17 protein-coding genes are annotated in these 18,837 nt (G+C 53.2%); 9 read left to right on the top strand and 8 right to left on the bottom strand.

Annotated elements, in window-relative coordinates:
• Positions 1 to 197 precede the first annotated feature (197 nt).
• The 9 genes from ACA047_RS15240 to ACA047_RS15200 all read left to right on the top strand — a co-directional run bounded on the left by ACA047_RS15240 (position 198) and on the right by ACA047_RS15200 (position 9,805).
• Complete coding sequence (locus tag ACA047_RS15240; protein WP_497360370.1) at positions 198 to 638, top strand: low molecular weight protein-tyrosine-phosphatase; 441 nt, start codon at positions 198 to 200, stop codon at positions 636 to 638.
• Positions 639 to 680: 42 nt separating this feature from the next.
• Positions 681 to 2,909, top strand: coding sequence for a polysaccharide biosynthesis tyrosine autokinase (locus ACA047_RS15235; RefSeq protein WP_497350567.1), 2,229 nt, complete (start codon positions 681 to 683; stop codon positions 2,907 to 2,909).
• A 291-nt stretch (positions 2,910 to 3,200) separates the two neighbouring features.
• A complete protein-coding gene (gene rfbD, locus ACA047_RS15230; RefSeq protein WP_497350565.1) occupies positions 3,201 to 4,094 on the top strand; it encodes a dTDP-4-dehydrorhamnose reductase in 894 nt (297 codons plus the stop codon).
• Between the two features lie 403 nt (positions 4,095 to 4,497).
• Positions 4,498 to 4,728: a hypothetical protein gene (locus ACA047_RS15225; RefSeq protein WP_497350563.1), complete on the top strand. Its 231-nt coding sequence runs from the start codon at positions 4,498 to 4,500 to the stop codon at positions 4,726 to 4,728.
• A gap of 86 nt (positions 4,729 to 4,814) precedes the next feature.
• The gene (locus ACA047_RS15220; RefSeq protein WP_497350561.1) at positions 4,815 to 5,927 is read left to right on the top strand and encodes a polysaccharide biosynthesis/export family protein; all 1,113 of its coding nucleotides are present in this window, start codon (positions 4,815 to 4,817) and stop codon (positions 5,925 to 5,927) included.
• Between the two features lie 14 nt (positions 5,928 to 5,941).
• Entirely contained in the window at positions 5,942 to 6,598 is a 657-nt protein-coding gene (locus ACA047_RS15215) for a YjbF family lipoprotein (protein WP_497350559.1), read from the top strand.
• Positions 6,595 to 7,362, top strand: a complete 768-nt coding sequence (locus ACA047_RS15210; protein ID WP_497350557.1) for a capsule biosynthesis GfcC family protein — start codon at positions 6,595 to 6,597, stop codon at positions 7,360 to 7,362. The genes ACA047_RS15215 and ACA047_RS15210 overlap by 4 nt, the downstream gene beginning before the upstream one ends.
• On the top strand, positions 7,359 to 9,449 hold the full coding sequence (locus ACA047_RS15205; RefSeq protein ID WP_497350555.1) for a YjbH domain-containing protein: 2,091 nt from the start codon (positions 7,359 to 7,361) through the stop codon (positions 9,447 to 9,449). The genes ACA047_RS15210 and ACA047_RS15205 overlap by 4 nt, the downstream gene beginning before the upstream one ends.
• Positions 9,446 to 9,805 carry a VanZ family protein gene (locus ACA047_RS15200; RefSeq protein WP_497350553.1) on the top strand — a complete coding sequence of 120 codons (360 nt, stop codon included), beginning with the start codon at positions 9,446 to 9,448 and terminating at the stop codon, positions 9,803 to 9,805. Before ACA047_RS15205 ends, ACA047_RS15200 begins: the two co-directional genes overlap by 4 nt.
• A 173-nt stretch (positions 9,806 to 9,978) precedes the next feature.
• On the opposite strand, the gene ACA047_RS15195 is transcribed toward ACA047_RS15200, so the two are convergent.
• The 8 genes from ACA047_RS15195 to ACA047_RS15160 form a co-directional block, all read right to left on the bottom strand.
• Positions 9,979 to 10,329, bottom strand: a complete 351-nt coding sequence (locus ACA047_RS15195) for a hypothetical protein (protein WP_497350551.1) — start codon at positions 10,327 to 10,329, stop codon at positions 9,979 to 9,981.
• 82 nt (positions 10,330 to 10,411) lie between these two features.
• Entirely contained in the window at positions 10,412 to 11,806 is a 1,395-nt protein-coding gene (locus ACA047_RS15190; protein ID WP_497350549.1) for an undecaprenyl-phosphate glucose phosphotransferase, read from the bottom strand.
• A 444-nt stretch (positions 11,807 to 12,250) separates the two neighbouring features.
• Entirely contained in the window at positions 12,251 to 12,919 is a 669-nt protein-coding gene (locus tag ACA047_RS15185; protein WP_497350547.1) for a winged helix-turn-helix domain-containing protein, read from the bottom strand.
• A 39-nt stretch (positions 12,920 to 12,958) separates the two neighbouring features.
• The gene (locus ACA047_RS15180; protein ID WP_497350545.1) at positions 12,959 to 13,711 is read right to left on the bottom strand and encodes an EAL domain-containing protein; all 753 of its coding nucleotides are present in this window, start codon (positions 13,709 to 13,711) and stop codon (positions 12,959 to 12,961) included.
• Positions 13,712 to 13,739: 28 nt separating this feature from the next.
• Positions 13,740 to 14,453, bottom strand: a complete 714-nt coding sequence (locus ACA047_RS15175; RefSeq protein ID WP_497350543.1) for a winged helix-turn-helix transcriptional regulator — start codon at positions 14,451 to 14,453, stop codon at positions 13,740 to 13,742.
• 1,367 nt (positions 14,454 to 15,820) lie between these two features.
• A complete protein-coding gene (locus ACA047_RS15170) occupies positions 15,821 to 16,222 on the bottom strand; it encodes a GFA family protein (RefSeq protein WP_497350541.1) in 402 nt (133 codons plus the stop codon).
• 44 nt (positions 16,223 to 16,266) lie between these two features.
• On the bottom strand, positions 16,267 to 17,493 hold the full coding sequence (locus ACA047_RS15165; RefSeq protein WP_497350539.1) for a YbfB/YjiJ family MFS transporter: 1,227 nt from the start codon (positions 17,491 to 17,493) through the stop codon (positions 16,267 to 16,269).
• A gap of 231 nt (positions 17,494 to 17,724) precedes the next feature.
• Entirely contained in the window at positions 17,725 to 18,774 is a 1,050-nt protein-coding gene (locus ACA047_RS15160) for a GlxA family transcriptional regulator (RefSeq protein ID WP_497350537.1), read from the bottom strand.
• Positions 18,775 to 18,837 lie beyond the last annotated feature (63 nt).

Here is an 18,837-nt window from a genome sequence, read left to right as displayed (position 1 = left end):
GTCAGTTGTTATTTTTTGTCCGAAGAAAAACGTCGGGACGATTCAAGTGCCGTGTTAAATAAAACACCTACATGAACCTGTAAGGGAGACGTTTGTTGTCGCTGGATTTCCAAGTTCAGCTCATTCGTGGCTAAAGACTCTTAATGTTTGGCAAGTGCTGTGCCACCGCCAATGTTGACAATACAGGGAGGTTTATCTTGCTAAAAAGAGTTTTGATTGTGTGTGTGGGCAACGTTTGTCGTAGTCCCACCGCAGAAAATCTCCTGCGCGGAGCACTTGCTCACTCTGATATCAAGGTGAGCTCAGCCGGTCTTGCCGCATTGGTCGGCGAACCTATCGAGCCGACCGCACGTGCGGTACTTGAGGCGCATGGCCATCCGCCCGATGAGCATCAGGCTATCCAGCTTGCACCAACGGCGATCAGAGACGCCGATCTAATTCTGGTGATGGAGCGACAGCATGTCAGCAACGTACTGGATATAGCGCCTGAAGCGCGAGGGAAGGTACTGATGCTGGGGAAATGGCAAAACGACCGCGACATTAGCGACCCCTACCGTCAAGGCAAGGCTGCTTTTGTGCACGCTTATGCGTTGATCGAAGAAGCCGTAAACGCATGGGCGCAGCGTCTAGCACGCTGATCGCAACTTATTTTGAATCGAAACAGGCAAAGAATCTGACTTATGCAGCAAGCGCCAGTAGTTACCGTACAGGAAGACGACAACGCCGAGATAGATCTATTGGGTCTGTTTGGGACGCTGATTGATCATAAATGGTTGATCGCGGTGATCACGGGCATCTTTATGATGGCAGGCATTGCTTATGCCGTGCTGGCAACGCCGGTGTTTCAAGCGAATGCGCTGTTGCAGGTCGAAGCAAAGAAAAATGACTTATTGGGCTTTTCGGACATTAGCAGCATGCTGGGCAAGGAGTCGCCATCGGCCACCGAGATCGAGTTGATTCAGTCTCGCTCGGTGATCGGCAAAACGGTCGATGACCTGCAGTTGGATATTGTCGTTGAACCCATTCACTTTCCAGTGATTGGCGGGTTTCTGGCGCGTCGCTTTGAGAAGAGCAATCCTGGTGAAATAGCCGATGCCTGGTTGGGATTGAACAGTTTTGCCTGGGGCGGGGAGTCGCTGAAGATATTCAAGCTTGACCTTCCCGAGGTGGAGCTGGGTAAAAAGTTAACACTGACGGTGGGTGACAACGGCCACTTCACCTTGGTGGATGAAGATGACAACTTGCTGGCGGCGAGCCAGACCGGTCAACTCTTCGAAAAAAACGGCGTTGAGTTTCAAATTCAGGAAATGCACGCCAACCCTGGGACTCGCTTCAGTATCATCCGCAACTCTCGCTTGACCAGTATTCTTGACTATCAAGACGATCTGGATGTCGCTGAGCGCGGGAAAGATTCGGGCATGATTGGTTTGGCGCTGGAAAGCACCGATCCGGACCAAGCGATAAAAATCCTTAATAAGATTGCCGGCATCTATGTGCGGCAAAACGTCGAGCGCACTTCCGCGGAGGCGGCCCAGAGCCTGGCCTTTCTGAAAGAGCAACTTCCAGTGGTTAAAAAGGACCTGGAAAAAGCTGGCGATGCTTTGAATGAATACCAGACTCGCAGCAAATCGGTGGATATCACCCTCGAAACCAAGGCCATTCTTGATCAAATTGTCGGTCTGGATACCAGCATCTCTGAACTGAAGTTGCAGCAAGCCGAGATGGACCGCAAGTTCACTCGCCAACACCCTGCTTATCGCGCATTGCTGACCCAGATCGACGAATTGAGCAGCAAACAGAAAGGCCTGGCTGGCAAGGTCGAAAGTCTCCCATCCACCCAGCAGGAACTGCTGAGCCTGACCCGGGATGTAGAAGTCGCCACAGCCATTTATACCCAGCTATTGAACAAGTCACAGGAGTTGGACGTGATGCGGGCGGGGACTGTGGGGAACGTGCGCCTGATCGACCCGGCGGACGTCAACTACCTGAAGCCGATCAAACCCAAGAAGGTCCTGATTGTATTAATCGCGACGATTCTCGGCGGATTCCTCGCCGTAGCCCTGGTTTTGGTACGCAAGGCGCTGAACCGTGGTCTTGAAAGCCCGGAAGCGATTGAGCAACTGGGTTTGCCGGTATACGCATCAATCCCCCTTAGCTCCCTGCAAAAGACCGAAGAAGATAAAATTTCTCGCGCAAAGGGACGTGCCGGCACAGGCTATGCGTTGTTGGCCATCAACCACCCCACCGACTTGGCAGTCGAGGCACTGCGCAGTCTGCGGACCAGTCTGCACTTTGCCATGCACGAGGCCGACAATAATCGGCTGATGATTTCCGGCCCAAGTCCCCTGGTGGGCAAAACGTTCGTATCGGCAAACCTCGCTGTGGTGATAGCCCAAACCGGGATGCGGGTATTGTTGGTCGACGTTGATATGCGAAGGGGCTATCTGCATAAAATTTTACGCGTTCCTTCGGATAACGGGCTTTCCGATATCCTGACCTCTCGCTGTGATTTGGCTACGGCGATCCATAAGACAGATATCGAGTGTTTTGACTTTATCAGTCGAGGGCAGATCCCGCCCAATCCTTCCGAGTTGCTGATGAATGCCAATTTCAGTGCGTTATTGAAGCAGATGAGTGAACGTTACGATTTGGTGATTCTTGACACTCCACCACTGCTGGCCGTGACGGACGCGGCAATCGTTGGACGCCAGTCGGGGACTAATTTGATTGTTACACGCTATGGTCTGAATCCAGCGAAAGAAATCGAGTTGACTGTCCGCCGGTTCGCTCAGAAGGGCGTCGAAGTCAAAGGGGCGATTTTCAACGGTGTGGAGAAAAAGGCGTCCAATAAGTATGGCTACAATACCTACGGTTATTACCACTATGCGTATGCCTCCGATAATCGTTGATATAGATTGAATTGCTCTTATTGCCGGGGCGGATTGTGTCCGAAGCATTCGTCTTAGTCGTGTGGATTCGACAGATTTTAAACACGCGATTAATTCGATCTCTATGAGATACACCACGTCCTGAGGAATATGACGAAAAATCCTGGGGCGGTAGCGTATTTGTGAATGACATAGGTCAATGCCGTTACCTTCATGACGGCGGTCTAGGTGTTGGTACTGGCTTCGGACTCGGCAAATGAAAGTCATCAAAACCAAGCGTGCTTTCGTGCATTGCGGAGCGGGGGAATCAACATGCGTGTTCTAGTGACCGGTGCGCAAGGGCAGGTCGGCCAGGAATTGCTGCAAAGAGTGCCGTCCGGGTTCAACGTCATTGGCTATGGTTCGCACGATCTGGACATCAGTGATCGGCTTCAGGTTTTGGAGGTCATGGCCCGGATCAAGCCACAGTTGGTGATCAACGCGGCGGCCTATACCGCCGTAGACAAGGCCGAAAGCGAGATTGAGCGTGCTTATTCGGTGAACCGCGATGGTGTTACGCACCTGGCGCTTGCAGCTGAGGTGCAGGGCATCCCGTTGCTGCATATATCGACGGATTACGTATTCGATGGCAACAGCGATCGGGCTTACAAACCCGGGGATGTCAAGGCGCCTTCAGGCGTGTATGGCGTGAGCAAGCTGGCCGGTGAGCAGCAACTGCAGCAACTCTGTTCGCGCCATATGATTCTGCGAACCAGTTGGGTTTTTGGCGCTCATGGCAACAACTTCGTCAAGACCATGCTTCGTCTTGGGCGAGAGCGGGATGAACTGGCAATCGTCGCGGATCAACGCGGCTGTCCGACTTCCGCTGGCAGTATTGCCGATACGCTGTGGGCGCTCGCAGCGATTTTTCATCGCCAAGGCACACTCAAATGGGGTGTGTACCACTACAGTGGGGCTCCCGCCTGCTCCTGGTACGACTTTGCCCATGAGGTTTTCACTCAGGCCTGTGCGTTGGGTTTGCTTGAGAAACGCCCACGCTTGAAGGCTATCACCAGCGCCGAGTTTCCGACTCTGGCTAAACGACCTGCCTGGTGCGTCCTGGATTGCCAAGCCCTTGAACAAGATTATGGAATAGTGCCTCGAAGCTGGAGGTGGGAATTGCAACAGGTATTGCAACAACTGGAAAGAGCAACCACCACCGTTTAAACACTCATGAGCGCTACTCGGACGGCTATTCAGTTGGAAGCGGTATTATGGGGCGCTGTTTTGTGCTGAAATGACTGCCCGATAAAAGCGTTATGCTTGAGAAAAACCCGACAAATAATAACAATTTTCACGATGCAGACGTCTTGTCCACTTCGAGCTTTGGGTGCAACACGCCTGTTAAAGTCTTGAACATCATAAAAAACGCGAATATTTCAGTAAACCAGGATGCGCGTACCTATTTCTCCAAGCGTGTAGCGGTGGAAGTAGTCTATGGCATGCAACCTCCATAAATGACATGCTTCCAAGTGAGCCAGGCGTAAGGCCTAGCTCGTTCGGCCTGTGACTTTCAGTCCATATACCTGCTGCCTTAGTAAGAAGTCTTAATGTCGAGAAGGAGTCTGATATGAGGAAACTGTTTATTGCCGGCTTGCTGGCCTTGTCGAGCGCCGCGGCGCATGCCGAGGAACCTTTGAGCTCGAGTACGCCATTGGCTGGGGGCGTTACCGTAGGGCAAGCCGCGACCGCAGGTTCAGCCGTTGCTGGTGCTGCTGCGGCCGCCTCAAACTCCGATGGTAGTTCCAATGGAGGCACTACTGGCTCCACGGGAACTACCGGAACTACCGGAACCAATTAATCCCTCAAAAGTGCGTTGTTCAAGATCACTCAGGATGTTCTGGGTGGTCTTGTTTTAGATTCGCCCTCGACTAGCGTAGTGTAATTATGAGCCTTAGACTTTCTGCTGTGATGCTGGCAAGTATTACTTTACAAGGCTGTATGTTTTCCCCTGGCCAAAATATGGACGCCGGTCAAATGGGGCGTGACGAGTCTTCCGAGAGTAGTCGTGTGGAGTTGATTCCCATCACGCCGAAATTGATTGCCATGAACGCGGCCTCGAAAGTTCACGAGTCGGTTCCTCCCGCCTTGTTATCCTATGTCCCGGGTGATTATCGCGTAGGTCCCAATGACTTATTGTTTATCACAGTTTGGGATCACCCCGAGTTGACAGCGCCTTCGGGGCCGCAACAACAACTTGATGCCAACGGTCGCCTGGTTCGACCGGACGGCACTCTATTTTACCCCTATATCGGTAATGTCCACGCCGCCGGTAAAACCATTGAAGAATTACGTGCCTTTATCGCCGAGCGGTTGTCGCAGTTTATTGAAAGCCCTCAGGTGGACGTCAGCGTATTGCGTTTCGCCAGCCAGACCGTGGTGATATCCGGTGCCGTCGCAAAGGCCGGTAACCAGTCGATTACTACCAGTCCGCTCGGCCTGGTGGAAGCCATCGGCCTGGCAGGGGTGGACCCCCTGAATGCGGACCTGTCTGGATTGACGCTGACCCGTGATGGTCAAGCGTACAAGCTTGATCTGGACATGCTCAATCGCCAGGACTCGCAGTTGCAAAAGGTCTATTTAAAAGGCGGTGACCAGTTGTATCTGCCCTACAACGATTTGAAGCGGATCTATGTTTTGGGAGAGGTCAATCAGCCCCGTGCGCTTAGCTTCAAGACCAAATCGATGAACCTTTCAGATGCGCTGGGTACTGTAGGCGGGTTGAATCAGACCACGTCGAACGGCAACGCGGTATACGTGATTCGAGGCGCGAATAATCCTGAAAGCGAGCCGGCCAAGGTATTCCAGCTCAATGCCGAGTCGCCTTCTGCCATGGTCTTGGCCAATCGTTTTGACCTGCAGCCGCAAGACATCGTCTATGTCGGTCCGGCCGGCGTGACGCGCTGGAATCGTTTGATCAGCCAGCTTCTGCCTACGGCCAGTGTCCTCGGGACCGGGGCCAGCTCAGTTAACGACCTCAGTGAAGCCAACAGTAGATAAGGCTTAAACAATCCGTGAAAACTTTGCATAGCTGCGCCTATCTGACGACGGCACTACTGCTGTGTGGGTGCAATCCTTTGATGACGGGTTCCTGGGAAACGCTTAAAGCGTCTGTCAGCGGGCCCAACTCGATTGGATTGACCCGCGCTCAGGTTGATGCCGTCCCATACCCGCAGATTTTGGTCACCACCACGAGCGGTGAGGGGGTGATGGCCATGACTCGTCGGCGTGGCGACCTGGAGTTCTGGGTCGCGTCCGGTAAGCAAGTATTGATGATGCGTGATGGGCTTGTGGTGCGCAGTGTAGGAATGGGTGTTTCCCTGGACGGTACTCGCTTCGATGGCGAATCACCGTTCAAACGCGGTCTTCAGCATTTGCCCGACGGTTACACCAGCACTCGCTGGATCGATATCTACGAGGGCCACGTCGGCATCGCCGTCAACAGTCACTTCAGCACGGGTGGCATTGAGCGCATCAGAATTTTGGACAAGGAATACGCCTTGCTGCGGGTTGACGAGCAAGTGGATGCCCCGACCCTGGATTTCAACGCCACCAACCGCTACTGGGTCGACCCGCAGGATGGTTTCATCATGCAAAGCGAGCAGCATCTGACGCCGCAGATCTCCATGAAAATTGCGCAGTTGCGCCCCGATCGGGGAGCCGCTCGGTGAAGCGTCCAGATATTTTATTGTTTGCTCTGCTCTTGATCGGCCCAGTCTCAAGCCAGGCGGCCGTTACGGTCAGTGGTGATGTCCAAAGCCCTGGCGACGTGGTCATCAAACCCGGCGCACATCTGATGGACGTGATCAGCGCTACTCAACCTAATGCCGAAAGTTACTGGCTTGGCGCTGTGTGGCTGCACCGCCCATTGGAAGATCAGCAAATTCGGCTGAAGGCCGCCGTGTTGTTCGATTTGAAACTGCTTCAGCAGGTAGCCTTGCAGGATGGGCGTGAAACGCGAGCAGCCTTGGGCGCACGCCTGCATGAACAGGTCGAGCAGTTGCCTGTCACCGGTCGCCAGTTCGCGGTACTTGACCCGATTGCCCTGGAAGCAGGGTTCGCGCTCAACGCTCGGCTCGATGATGGCGACCGTCTTATCTATCCACCTCGGCCGTCCACTGTGGAAGTCTGGGGCGCAGTCGCACAACCTTGTCGTATGCCTTATACCGCCGGGCAGCAAGCCCGAGTCTATGCCCAGCACTGCACCATCCTCAGCGACGCCGAACGCGATTATCTGTGGCTGATCCAGCCCGATGGTCAAGTACGGCGCATAGGGGTAGCGGCATGGAATCTTGAGGAAGGCTTCACGCCCGCTCCCGGCAGCAGGATTCTGGTACCGATCAAAAGCGACGATCTGGAAACGCCGACCCCCGAGCTCAATCAACAATTGGCCGAGTTTCTCGCCACTCAACTCCCGGATGAGGTGGCGCCTTGAAGCTACATGTTGCTGTTGCTTTGCTCCTGCCTTGTGGACTGGCTCATGGCGAACCGCGTTGGACTCAAACTGATTTTGGAGGTGTCGGTCTGTTGCAGACGCCCACCGCGCGAATGGCGCCGGAGGGGGAGCTTAGTTTCACGGCCAGTCGTACCAGCCCTTATTCGCGCTATAGCCTTTCCTTGCAACCATTCGATTGGCTGGAAGGCTCGTTCCGTTACACCGCGATCACCAACCGCAGGTACGGTAGCGAGGAGTTGAGTGGCGATCAGAGTTTCAAAGACAAGGCCATCGACGTGAAGGCGCGGCTTTGGGAAGAAAGTCATTGGGCGCCGCAAATCGCGTTGGGGTTTCGGGACATCGGCGGTACTGGATTGTTTTCGAGCGAATACTTTGTCGCCAACAAGCGTTATGCCGATCTTGATTTCAGCCTGGGTATCGCTTGGGGCTACTTGGGTAACCGGGGCGATTTCAGTAATCCACTGGCGGTAGTGGACAGCAAATTCAATGATCGGCCGCAGAGCACTACGGACGTCTCCAGGTCAGGGGGGGTGAACACCAACGCCTATTTCAGGGGGAACCCTTCGCTGTTTGGCGGGGTTTCGTATCAAACGCCTTGGAAACCGCTGAGCCTGAAACTCGAATACGAGGGCAATGACTACAAAAACGAGCCATTAGCCAACTCGATCAAGCAAGACTCGCCGGTCAATATCGGCATCGTCTACCAACTGGCCGACAGCGTCGATCTGAGTGCAGCCTGGGAGCGGGGCAACACCGCTATGTTCGGTATTACCTTGCACACCAATTTTGTCAGCAGAAAATCCCCCCCCAAAACCTACGACCCTCCCGCCGAGCCACTTCCAACGCAGGTGCCGTCGACGCCGCTGGATCAGGTGAACTGGGCCAATGTGTCCAGCCGACTGCAGCAAAATGCCGGCTACAAGGTGGAACGCATCGCCGTACGCGGTCCGGAGTTGTTGGTGTACGGCGAACAGACACGCTACTTTAACCCGGCCAAGGCCGTAGGGCGGGCCAGCCGGATTCTCGATAACAGCGTTAATCAGGACATCGACTGGTTCACCCTGGTCGATCAGCGCTACGACATGTCGATAGAGGAAATCAGCGTGCCTCGAGAGACATTCCGCGCGGTGCTGAACAATGATCAACCGTTGAAAGATCTGCACCGTACGACTGAAGTCAATTCGGCGTCGGCCCACCAGGAAACCGCGCTCTATACCCAAACTTTTGATCCGTTTAGCTATGGCTTCGGCCTGGGGTTCAAACAGAACATAGGCGGCCCTAATGGTTTTCTCTATCAATTCACCGCCGACGCCGATGCGCAGTACCGTTTTACCCGAGATGTCTGGTTAAGCGGGCTGCTCAGTGCCAACCTGTTAAACAACTACGACAAGTACACCTATGATGCGGAGAGTGGGCTGCCTCGGGTGCGCACCGATCTGCGCAAATACCTGACGACCTCGGATGTAACGATGCCGACGTTCCAGCTCAACCATGCGGTGCAATTGGATCAGAACCTCTACGGCATGGTTTACGGTGGCTATCTGGAGTCCATGTATGCCGGGGTCGGTAGCGAGGTGCTCTATCGACCGGTGGGGCAACACTGGTCAGTGGGGGCGGATTTGAACTTCGTTCGTAAGCGTGACTTCGACCAGGGCTTTGGGCTGCGTGATTACCAAACCGTGACAGGCCATGTCACCACCTACACATCGCTGCCAGGTAATGTGAATGCGACAGTCAGCGTCGGGCGTTATCTGGCCCGTGACTGGGGCACCACCGTGGATCTGTCGCGCGAGTTCAGTAATGGCGTGATATTTGGTGGCTGGGTTACGCTGACGACAGCCTCGAAAGCGGACTATGGTGAGGGCAGTTTCGATAAAGGGATCTATATTTCTGTTCCGTTCGACGAGTTGATGAGTGCTTCGACGATGCGTCGGGCCAATCTAGTCTGGTCGCCACTGACTCGCGATGGCGGTGCGCGCCTGAATCGCGCCTATTCACTGCAGACGATGACTAATGGGCGCGACGGCGACTTTTTCTACAATAACTTCGAGAAAATCACTGAATGATTTTACTGCTCAAGCGTTTGGTCGAGTTGCCCTTTTGGCTCCGGTGGCTTGCCTTTGCCACCGTGACCCTGATTCTGTTGTTCGCGGGGTTGCGCCCGCAGCCGATCCCGGAGCTGTTCGCCCAAGAGGACAAACTCCATCATTGGTTCGGGTTTCTGGTCTTTACGTGCAGCTGCCGTCTGGCTTTTCCTCGGGTGAAGTTCTTTTGGATCGCCCTGGGATGTTTGCTCACTGGAGTGCTCATCGAGGGCGCGCAAGAATTGCTGCCGCTGCGCACCGCTTCACCCTACGACATGCTGGCAAATAGTTTTGGTGTGCTGACAGGGTTGCTGATCACCTGGCGCAGCACGTACTGAGCACAGAAGGGCTACCGGGTTTCTACCTCAGACTGGGCTTATGAATTGCCAGGTTGCGGCGCTGGGTACATCCGTTCGATTGAAAGTGATCGTGCTGCCTGGCTCCAGCACTTTGTTAGGTCCCGGGGCCCCAGCGCAAGGTTGCCCCAGAAGCAAATCTCCCGGGTTGGTACTCACCAAGCAAGGTCAAGGTTTCTCCTGGCATGTGATGGCCGTGCAGTTTTTGGTGCATCCAGGCCAGTGACGACATTGGTGAAGCGTGGAGCGATCAACTCCAGCCCGGCCGACGAGTTTTCTGCCCGGGCCGTACACACGCCATCGAATCGGCATTCGTCGAATTCAATATGTTCGCATTGTCCCATCAGGACCAATGCCCGCGATGTTGCCAGCGGCCGTTCAATCAATACATGGTCCACATGTGTGAATTGAATGGGTGCCTGCGTATCTTTATAGCTCCCAACAAGCCGTAAACCGTCGCCGGCAAAGCCCTTGACGAATAGCCGGCGCAGCTCGAAATCCCACAATCTTTGGCTTTGTTGCCCGCGCGGGAGCGCCGTCCGGAACCGGCTCAAGCGTAGACTGCAACCCGGCGCGGGCGCGCAGTTATTAATAGATATTTTTGGAAAAAAGCGTGAACGGCGTCTTGATCAGGATTTTTATATCGAGCCACAACGACCAGTTATTGATGTAGTTGAGGTCGATCTCCACGCGCTTTTGCATCTTATCGAGGGTCTCGGTTTCGCCACGGCAACCACTGACTTGTGCAAGGCCAGTTATCCCAGGTTTGATTCGGTGGCGCGCCATGTACGCGAGGATTTTGCCTGCGTAGTAGTTGTTATGAACGACGGCATGCGGACGTGGCCCCACCAATGCCAGGTTGCCTTGCAGCACGTTGAAGAGCTGCGGTAATTCATCAATCGACGTACGCCGTATAAAGCGACCTATCGGTGTAATGCGGCTGTCTTGACGGCTGGCCTGCTGGACCTGGTGATCATCGTGAAGGCGCATGGAGCGGAACTTCCAGACCTTGATGATCTTGCCATTCCAGCCATGACGGTCCTGTTTGAAGATGATGGGGCCCGGAGAAGACATCTTCACCGCAATAGCAATCACCACGAGCAGCGGGCTGAAAGCGATGAGCGCCACAATGGCCAGGATCCTATCGAGCAGGGCCTTGCTCAGCGCTGCCGTAGGGAAACTGGTCAGCGGGCTTTCATTGAGATGGATGGCAGGTAAACCATCAACCTCACTGATGGAGTTGTTGAGTAAGGTCATGCTACCCAGGTCGGGGATCCAGACGACGTCCACATTCGAATCAAGAAGGTCGAGGTTCAGCACCTCAATCTGCTTGGCTTCGCTCAGGGGAAGCGCAATGTATAGCCGCCGGATATCGTGAACCCTGATGAGTTCGCGCAGTTCCTTGAGTTGGCCTACTACCCTGTGGTGGTTAACGTTGGTCGACAGTTGGTTCGGTGTAGAGCTGATCAGGCCGATCAGCGGCGGATATGCAGTCATCGCCAGCTTGTCCGCCAGTTTTATCGCCAGCGAGTTGGTGCCAATAATCAATGTGTTGTTTTGGCTGTACAACTGCCGATGGTAATACCTGGAGAAACTCTGTAACGGCAGGTACAGCAAGGCTTGCAGGCAAAAACCGGAAAAGGCCCAGATCAGAACGATCTCTCGGGAAAACAGCTCGCTGGTCTTGCTTACAAAACCAATGCTGGTCAGCCCTGCCAGCGTCAGCATCCAACCAAGCAGCAAACGTCCCAGGCCGTTTAGGTAGCTGTGTCGCTTGTGATAGACCTGCAGCAGCGAATAAGAAGGAACCGAACCCAGAAAGGTGAGCACCGCAAGCACACGATAGCAGGCGCCTACGTCACCGATTCGATACAAAGCCAATACAAATAGCAGGGCATTGACTGAGGTCATGGCAATTGCCCATTGTCCCCAAAAGGTAAGTCCTTTAGGGATGCTGTTGCGATTAAGGCGATGATGTTCCATAGCGGTATCCCTCGGGCGTGCGCCGCGTTGTATTTGAGTCAATGGTTAATAACCGGCAGCCATGCGCAAAATAGCCGCAACGGCCCCATTAGTTTGTTATTGTCAGGAGGGAGCGGCGAACATGTGACAGATCAGATGGTGTTATTTTTTTGGGTTTCTCGGTGATGGACTTTATACTAATACCTTCATCTTTGAGGGTGTCAGACGTTTTATAACGGTCGCGGAATTGTTCAGGTTGTTACAAAAGTTCAGGTATTTCTAATAGGTCTTTTGAAGAGCGTTTCTATAAAATTGTGGCGGCTGCCTGTGTGCTTGCCCGATAACAATTATCGGACGAGCTTGGGGGCAGCGCCGCACCTTGATAGGGCGCATGAACGTACGCGCGAGAGGGAAAGAAAAAGTAGGCAGTAAAATATGCAAGGTCCCAGGACGCATATTATTATGTCAGTGGGTCACCCTAATTCTTTGTGCCAGGCAGTAGCCGCGATTTCTCACCGAGCGTAGAAGTCGCGCTCCATTTGCCGCAGTTTTGAACTTCGTCTGTAATCGACTCAAACACATTTCAAGACCACTGTAGTGTTCGGGATCTTTATTGACACGCACGATAAGATCCGTTTTGCTGAGTACACGTCGATCGTTGATGACCAGCTGTGTGAGTAATAGCGCTTCAGTTCCTGTAAGCATGACAGTGACATCGTCTTTGATCAGCGTTCGCTCGCCACCGTTGAACCACCATGTGTCGGAAATATTCGATAATTCGTTAGTTCCGCTTACTGCCGAAATGAATTCTTCGTCAGCCACTGGCTTTTTCAGGAAGTCGTCTATTCCGAAATGAGAAAAGTGATTGAGTTCAGAAAGCTCTGAATTAAGGGTTATCAAGATGATTTTTGCATCTTTCTGGTTTTTACGAACAAAGCTGACATCATTTAAAGATATGTCAGCCTGATCGAGCAGTATATGACTGAAGCGTTTATGTTTAATTCGTGCGCTGCTGAGTTTGCCGGATTCTATTTCAAATTGAGAGCACAGTCGGTGTGCAAGAAGCGACTCGATCGCCTGTTGTGCAAGTTGATCTCGGGTGAAAATCAAAAAGTTATTGCTGGGCGTATTCATGATTTGAGACTCCGTTCTACACTGGGTGAATGTGTTGACCTAAATAACTTCGGTGGGCGAGTAGTGTCTACCTTGGAAAAAGTCAAAGGGCATACTTCGGGCCAGTGTGTGAAGGGCTCTATGCTCCACGCGGTCCGCAATTAGCTTGGTTTTGCTGTTGTGGATTATGTTGCTCAGACAGTCATAGGATCGGTTGAAAAAGTCCTGGCTGTGATCGACCATGATGTCAAAATTTGATTGGGTAAGGTCAACTTTCACATAATCAAAAAAATCCAGGCTAATCAATGCCTGAGTACTGTCATCGCTCAGGTCATAACCGTCGCAGGCAATTTCGACCCCCTGATCCTTCAATAAATGGAGGTGATTGATAATTATTCTGCTTTCCTTTAGGTTGGCCCGACCAAATGAACCGACATAAATACTCGGCACAAGGAGCTGCCCATTGGCTTGAAGCGTCGTTTGAAGGCTATTGATTTCCTTGATCAAGGCATTGTCCAGTAGCGAAGAATGACTCATCGTTACAAACTGCCTGAGGGGGGTGTTCGGTCGTGCTGTTGTGGCGATCGCAGAGTGTTGAATGTTATTCAACTGGATGCGCGTCAGCACCTCGCGGTGAAGTGCCAAGGGGGGAGGGAGGCGCTGTGGTGGATACGCCTTCAGGTGGGTATTATGCTTTACGGCCTTGGCATAGAACTCACTGCCAAATAGCTCACTGTTTCGATTCAGTATGGCCTGTCTGAAAAAGCTTAAAGTAAAACTACCGAGCACAGAGTGCTGTTTACTTTGTTCCACGATTCAGCTCCTTTGAAAATGTAAGTCTCTATTTCGCCGTGATGACCCTGCGCAGCAGTCGGTAACCATAACCTCGAACACTGTGAATAATATTAAGGCCGAAATTTATTTTTATTTTATTTCGAAGTCGACTGATGGATTTTTCCAGCACCCTCGAGTCGTAGAGTTTTATATTAAGCCCCATGGCCTCGGCGATCCGATCATGGTGCAAGATGTTGCCTTGTGAATCGATAAGTGCCTCCAGCACTTTGACTTCCTGATAAGCCAAATCAATTTTTTGTTTTTCATCGCACAAATGCAGGCATGTTCGATCAAGCACCAACTTCATGGAAGGATTCCACTCAGGGCTGTTAAGCAGGGCCGATATCAGTTGTTCTTTTTTTGGTGGGTCGTTAGGTGCACAAATGCAATGATCGGCGCCATTGCGGTAGCACTCAGTCTTGGCCTGCGGAGAGCTGAAACTGATGTTGGCGACGATGACCAATTCGGAATTATTTTTGCGTAAAGCTCTAATCAGTTCTAGGCTGTCATTAAGCTTGGAAGGGGCTTCGACCTCTATCAATACTGCACCAGGTGCCTCGCCTGCAACATCGCTTTCCAAGGCACTGGCGCTCTCCAATGTAGGGATGTGTGTAGAGCTCGTTACGAAAAACGACTCTAACAGCACGGTTGAGGACCAAGGCTGCGCATTGGTAAGAATGATATTTTGGTCATTCTTAAACTTGCTACTCGTATTCATCATGTTAGTGACTCATATCTGGTGGCGCCATAATGTTAATACACAAAATTCTGAAGTTATCTGACGTTTTATAACATTCACGTTTCTCTGTTGGAGGTTGCGACTAGATCATTCGTAGCGACTAATTTCACGTAGGGTCAATGGCTTAGCTGGTTTTCTTGTTTTTGTGGCAGGTGAGTAGTTGGTGGCGCGTGCGTTGAGATTGACTAGGGTCAGCGCCGTGATTTCTTCAGCGCTGCACTAGGCGCTGGTTGCGCAAGTATTAGACGGTAGTGTCCGGTAGCGGGCGCCATAAGGGAGCGGATCTCGGAAAATTTGCGTCTAAATAGTGCGCAGTCAGCATTTTTTTTGCGCTGAACTGACTCTAAGACTATTTCAGAATGATATATGGATTGACACAGTGCTTGCCTCCTTTTTGGGGCGGCAAGCTGGTTGTACTTTTTGGTAATGTGTTTGTACCGTATCTGTAATGATCCGCGCTTAAAATATTTTTTAACTAGTTGACATCGCCTTCTGTTCAAGGGGAGGGGCCTTGAGAGTTGTCTTTGAGGGCGTAGGTTTACCCTGCTGTGCTCGCGGTCGACTGGAGGGGCGGTACTGATACACCTCGGATCTGCCTGACTTACAAGCAGGCAACCACACGGGGTCGGTATCGGGCTACGGTCCGCCACCGGTGCGCCAGCCAATCAGTTTTGGAGTATCTCTTTAAGCGCCTGATTGTTGTATGAAAACGTCTGGCAAAATTTTGAGATGATCCAAGTCGCGCGCCAAGGCCCGACCAAGATCCTGATTTCAGTATAGAAAACCAAGCGCTGCTCAATGGAGTGCTAACAGCCAGAATGGCAGCGATGAGGCGGTTATCGGCCAGAAGTGGCCGCGCAGGTTGCAGTAGGCGTTGGCCACGATGGCCAGAAACTGCGCGTAGGGACGCAGAGTCTACGCGCAATTTCTGGCAAATCGCGGCCTCAGGTGACAATCGAATAAGCAGGTAAAGCTACGCCACAAAGTCAATTGTGATCGCTGCCAACGAGTGCTTGGCGAGACGTAGTCTTTGGGGGGTAGAAGAGCTCAGGTAGTGCAGCACTGCGCCAGCGCAAAGTAATGCCATCGACACGATCATCGTGACCATTAGCTCGCCAAAAGCGCTGTATAGGAGAACTGCAGCGACATTTCTCAGCTCTTCAACCTGCACGTGTCCAAGCGCCAGATTGCCGAAAATTGCTGCACTACATTGGGGCTCTATACGAAGCTGAACGAGAAATCCGAGAGTTGGAGCCTGACAACCGACAGCGAAAGTGGCAAGTTGTCGAACATAATTCCTTGCGCCAGCGCCGAAACGACCTGCGGCACCAAGGCGATGTCAGCGAGAGCTAGATGCCTTCTGCAAAGCGTTGTGTATCTCGCAGCGGTGCCAGCCATTCAAAGGCCCGGCTGGTATAGATTTCAGTCTTTGGCGGGAAGTGTTCTGGATGATCAAGCGTGCCGCCTTTGAGTACGATTTTTCCAGGCGCTGAGGCAATTTTTGCCAGGATGTGAGTCCCGCAGGTGCCACAAAAATACCGTTGTACTGGATTACCACTGTCGCCCCTGTTTTCATAGAACACGGTGTTGCCCTGCTGGATGTAGTCTTGCTCGCGAACAACCAGATTGAGGCTAAAGCCGCCGCCAAGCTTTTTGCAATGCATGCAATGGCAAACGGAAACGGCTCTTGGTTCGCCAGTGAAGCTGTAGCGAATTGCACCGCATAAACATCCCCCGGTATGCTTTGTCATAAGAACCACCTCTGTGTCAGACGCGTTAATCGGCATTGGGTTGGTCACTGCAAAGGTTTTTGACGGCACGCAAGCAAGGCACCCAGCAGCAACGCAGCTGCTGATACGGTCAGCCCACGCTCCAGACCACCGGGCCCATCGGCCAGATGACCGACGAGAAGCGGACCGCTGATTTGCCCTAAGGCAAAAACCACGGTGAAGGCGCTGATCGCCGCCGACCAGTACTGTTGCTCAAGATTGTGGCGCACAAGCGTAGTGGTGGACGTCACCACTGACATGAACACCCCACCAAAGACCAGGCCCGAGAGGAACGCCAGGCTCACCGAATTAGCCAGGACTGGTAGAAGGGTCGCCCCTGCGAGAATCGCGTTCAGGATGGCCATCGGTTGCCCGCCTTTGTAGCGTTCCAGCAAGCCCGCCCACAAGCGCGAGGAGACCATCACCGCCAGTCCCAATACGGTATAGAACAGCGTGATAAGCCAAGCTTGCATATGCTGTTCTTTTAACAAAGCCACGACGAAAGTCATGTAACCGATACAGCCCACGCCGAATAGGAAGTACCCCAGCAGCGCCCAACTGAACCGTCCCAACGCGTAGTCGTGTCGTTGCACCTGACGACCGTTGCTACTGCTGCTGATTGCCCTGCCTAGCGGTGACATCAAGCCAGCGGCGACAAAGCACAACAAGCCAAGCCCATACCAGGTCCACTGCCATGCATGCCCATGGCCATTTTGCTGTGCTGCAGTCAACAGCAGCGGAATCAACAGGGCTGACAGCACGATACCCAGCCCAGTACCGCCGTAGTAGATTCCAAGCAACAGGCCTGACCGTTGCGGATGTAGAGAACTTAAACGCGCGGCCAGAACACCGCCAGAGATGAAGATGAACGAACTGACTACGCCTGAGCACACCCTCAGCGCAAGGAGTACATCAGTGTCCACAGTGCTACCCGATATGACCATGAAGAAACCGGCCAGCACGGTACTCAGGGTCAGTAAGCGTGAGACACCGAGCCGGCGCATGGCTAATGGCGCGAGCAATGCGCCGGCAAGATAACCGATGGCATTGCTCGTATTGAGTGAGCCCGCGAGCATGTAACTCCAATTCAAATCTGAGCGCATGGAGGGTAAGAGCAACCCATATGAAAAGCGGGTGATACCCAATGCCACCGCCGCGGCAAGCGACAATGTCAGCGCTGCCAAGTAGGGATGGCGCTCATGGACAGCCTGCAAGGGGGTCTCAAGCACCTGAGACGGCCGGTATGTTTTCATGGCAGAACCCTCTGCTTGCGCCTGGTTAGCGGTGATTCGCCGGATTGATTGCGCCTGGTATGGGAGCGTAAGCACAGTCAGCCTGCGCACTGTTTTACGGGTAGTCGGTGACTGCTTAAATTCACGTAGAGCTGGTGGTAATTCTTATACCGATGCCAAACCGTAAGATTATGGCTATTCGTGCAATAGTCGTGGCTCGTTTGGCCTCAATCCACGCAGGTAGGGAGCGGTTTAGATGACGGGCAGCTCGACTACGTGAGCCTCGGCAGCCAGGCCTGTCCTTTTCATTGAGGCGGGAGTGGTTTGCTCCATTTTGAGCGTCAACTTACGTAACGACGATACGTTTGCGTAGCCCACACGGTAAGCGATCTCGCTCAGGGAAAGGTCGCCTATGGCCAGCAATCGCTGAGCATGACGCATGCGCACCGTATGAATCAGCATCTGTGGGGACATGCCGGTCGCCTTGATAATCCGTCGGGCCAGGGTGCGGTGAGTCAGGTTCTGCAGACGGGCCGCCTCGGCAACAGTGGGAATGTCGGGCAGGCTGGTTTCAATGAGGTTTTCGAACCGTGTGGTCACGTCGTCTCTATCTGAACGCAGATGGTCCCATACCTGATAACGGGCCTGAGTAGGCCGGTGGTCGATCAGAAAATATTTCATGGCCATATCGGCAATGTCTCGGCCAACCTGCTTGCGGATCAGGTACAGCATCAGGTCCATCTGTGCCATGGCCGCCCCGGCACTGATTGTCCCCTGGTCGTCGACCAGCATCTGGCGAGTGTCCACGTTCACTTTGGGAAAATACTTTTGGAAGAACCCGCCCAGGCGCCAGTGGGTTGTTGCGGTGCGATGGTCGAGAATGCCTGCCTGGGCCATCAACAGTACCCCCGAGCAAGAGGCTGCAACTGTCCCGCCTGCGGCGTGGTGCCGGGCAGCCAGCCGGGCGAAAGCATGAGCGTCGGCCAACATCAGGCGCTGCCAGATGTTCGTGTCCCGGAAGCGGTCGAGGATGTCCGCGTCGGTGTCCAGAGCGGGATGATCCAGTCCAATGCCCGGCATTACCAGGACAGCATCGGTGGCACAGGTCATTTCATCCAATGGCCGGGCCGACAGGCTCATCCCCGAGGACAGTGCTACCTGTCGCTGCGTTGAAAATACCTCCCACGTGAGAGGTGGCTTGCCCATGGCGGCAGCGCAGCGTTTTGCCACGTTCAGGATGTCCAGTGTAGCGCCCACGCTTGCAGCGAGAGCGCCTTTTGGTACAGCAATGGCGAATTGCATGGCGATGTCCTAAATGGATCTTTTTTTGTCATTTTAGACAATTGTTCAGAGTACACAGTCCCG

It is taken from the genome of Pseudomonas sp. LBUM1664, assembly GCF_059695895.1.
Note: the sequence above shows the minus strand (reverse complement) of the source record. Positions and strands in the feature narration are given on the sequence as shown.

Excerpts from the sequence above, each read along its gene's own strand:
- ACA047_RS15225 (WP_497350563.1), top strand. The coding sequence starts at position 4,498 with ATGAGGAAACTGTTTATTGCCGGCTTGCTGGCCTTGTCGAGCGCCGCG.
- ACA047_RS15165 (WP_497350539.1), bottom strand. The coding sequence starts at position 17,493 with ATGAAAACATACCGGCCGTCTCAGGTGCTTGAGACCCCCTTGCAGGCT.
- ACA047_RS15170 (WP_497350541.1), bottom strand. The coding sequence starts at position 16,222 with ATGACAAAGCATACCGGGGGATGTTTATGCGGTGCAATTCGCTACAGC.
- rfbD (WP_497350565.1), top strand. The coding sequence starts at position 3,201 with ATGCGTGTTCTAGTGACCGGTGCGCAAGGGCAGGTCGGCCAGGAATTG.
- ACA047_RS15190 (WP_497350549.1), bottom strand. The coding sequence starts at position 11,806 with ATGGAACATCATCGCCTTAATCGCAACAGCATCCCTAAAGGACTTACC.
- ACA047_RS15235 (WP_497350567.1), top strand. The coding sequence starts at position 681 with ATGCAGCAAGCGCCAGTAGTTACCGTACAGGAAGACGACAACGCCGAG.
- ACA047_RS15175 (WP_497350543.1), bottom strand. The coding sequence starts at position 14,453 with ATGATGAATACGAGTAGCAAGTTTAAGAATGACCAAAATATCATTCTT.
- ACA047_RS15185 (WP_497350547.1), bottom strand. The coding sequence starts at position 12,919 with ATGAATACGCCCAGCAATAACTTTTTGATTTTCACCCGAGATCAACTT.
- ACA047_RS15160 (WP_497350537.1), bottom strand. The coding sequence starts at position 18,774 with ATGCAATTCGCCATTGCTGTACCAAAAGGCGCTCTCGCTGCAAGCGTG.
- ACA047_RS15220 (WP_497350561.1), top strand. The coding sequence starts at position 4,815 with ATGAGCCTTAGACTTTCTGCTGTGATGCTGGCAAGTATTACTTTACAA.
- ACA047_RS15200 (WP_497350553.1), top strand. The coding sequence starts at position 9,446 with ATGATTTTACTGCTCAAGCGTTTGGTCGAGTTGCCCTTTTGGCTCCGG.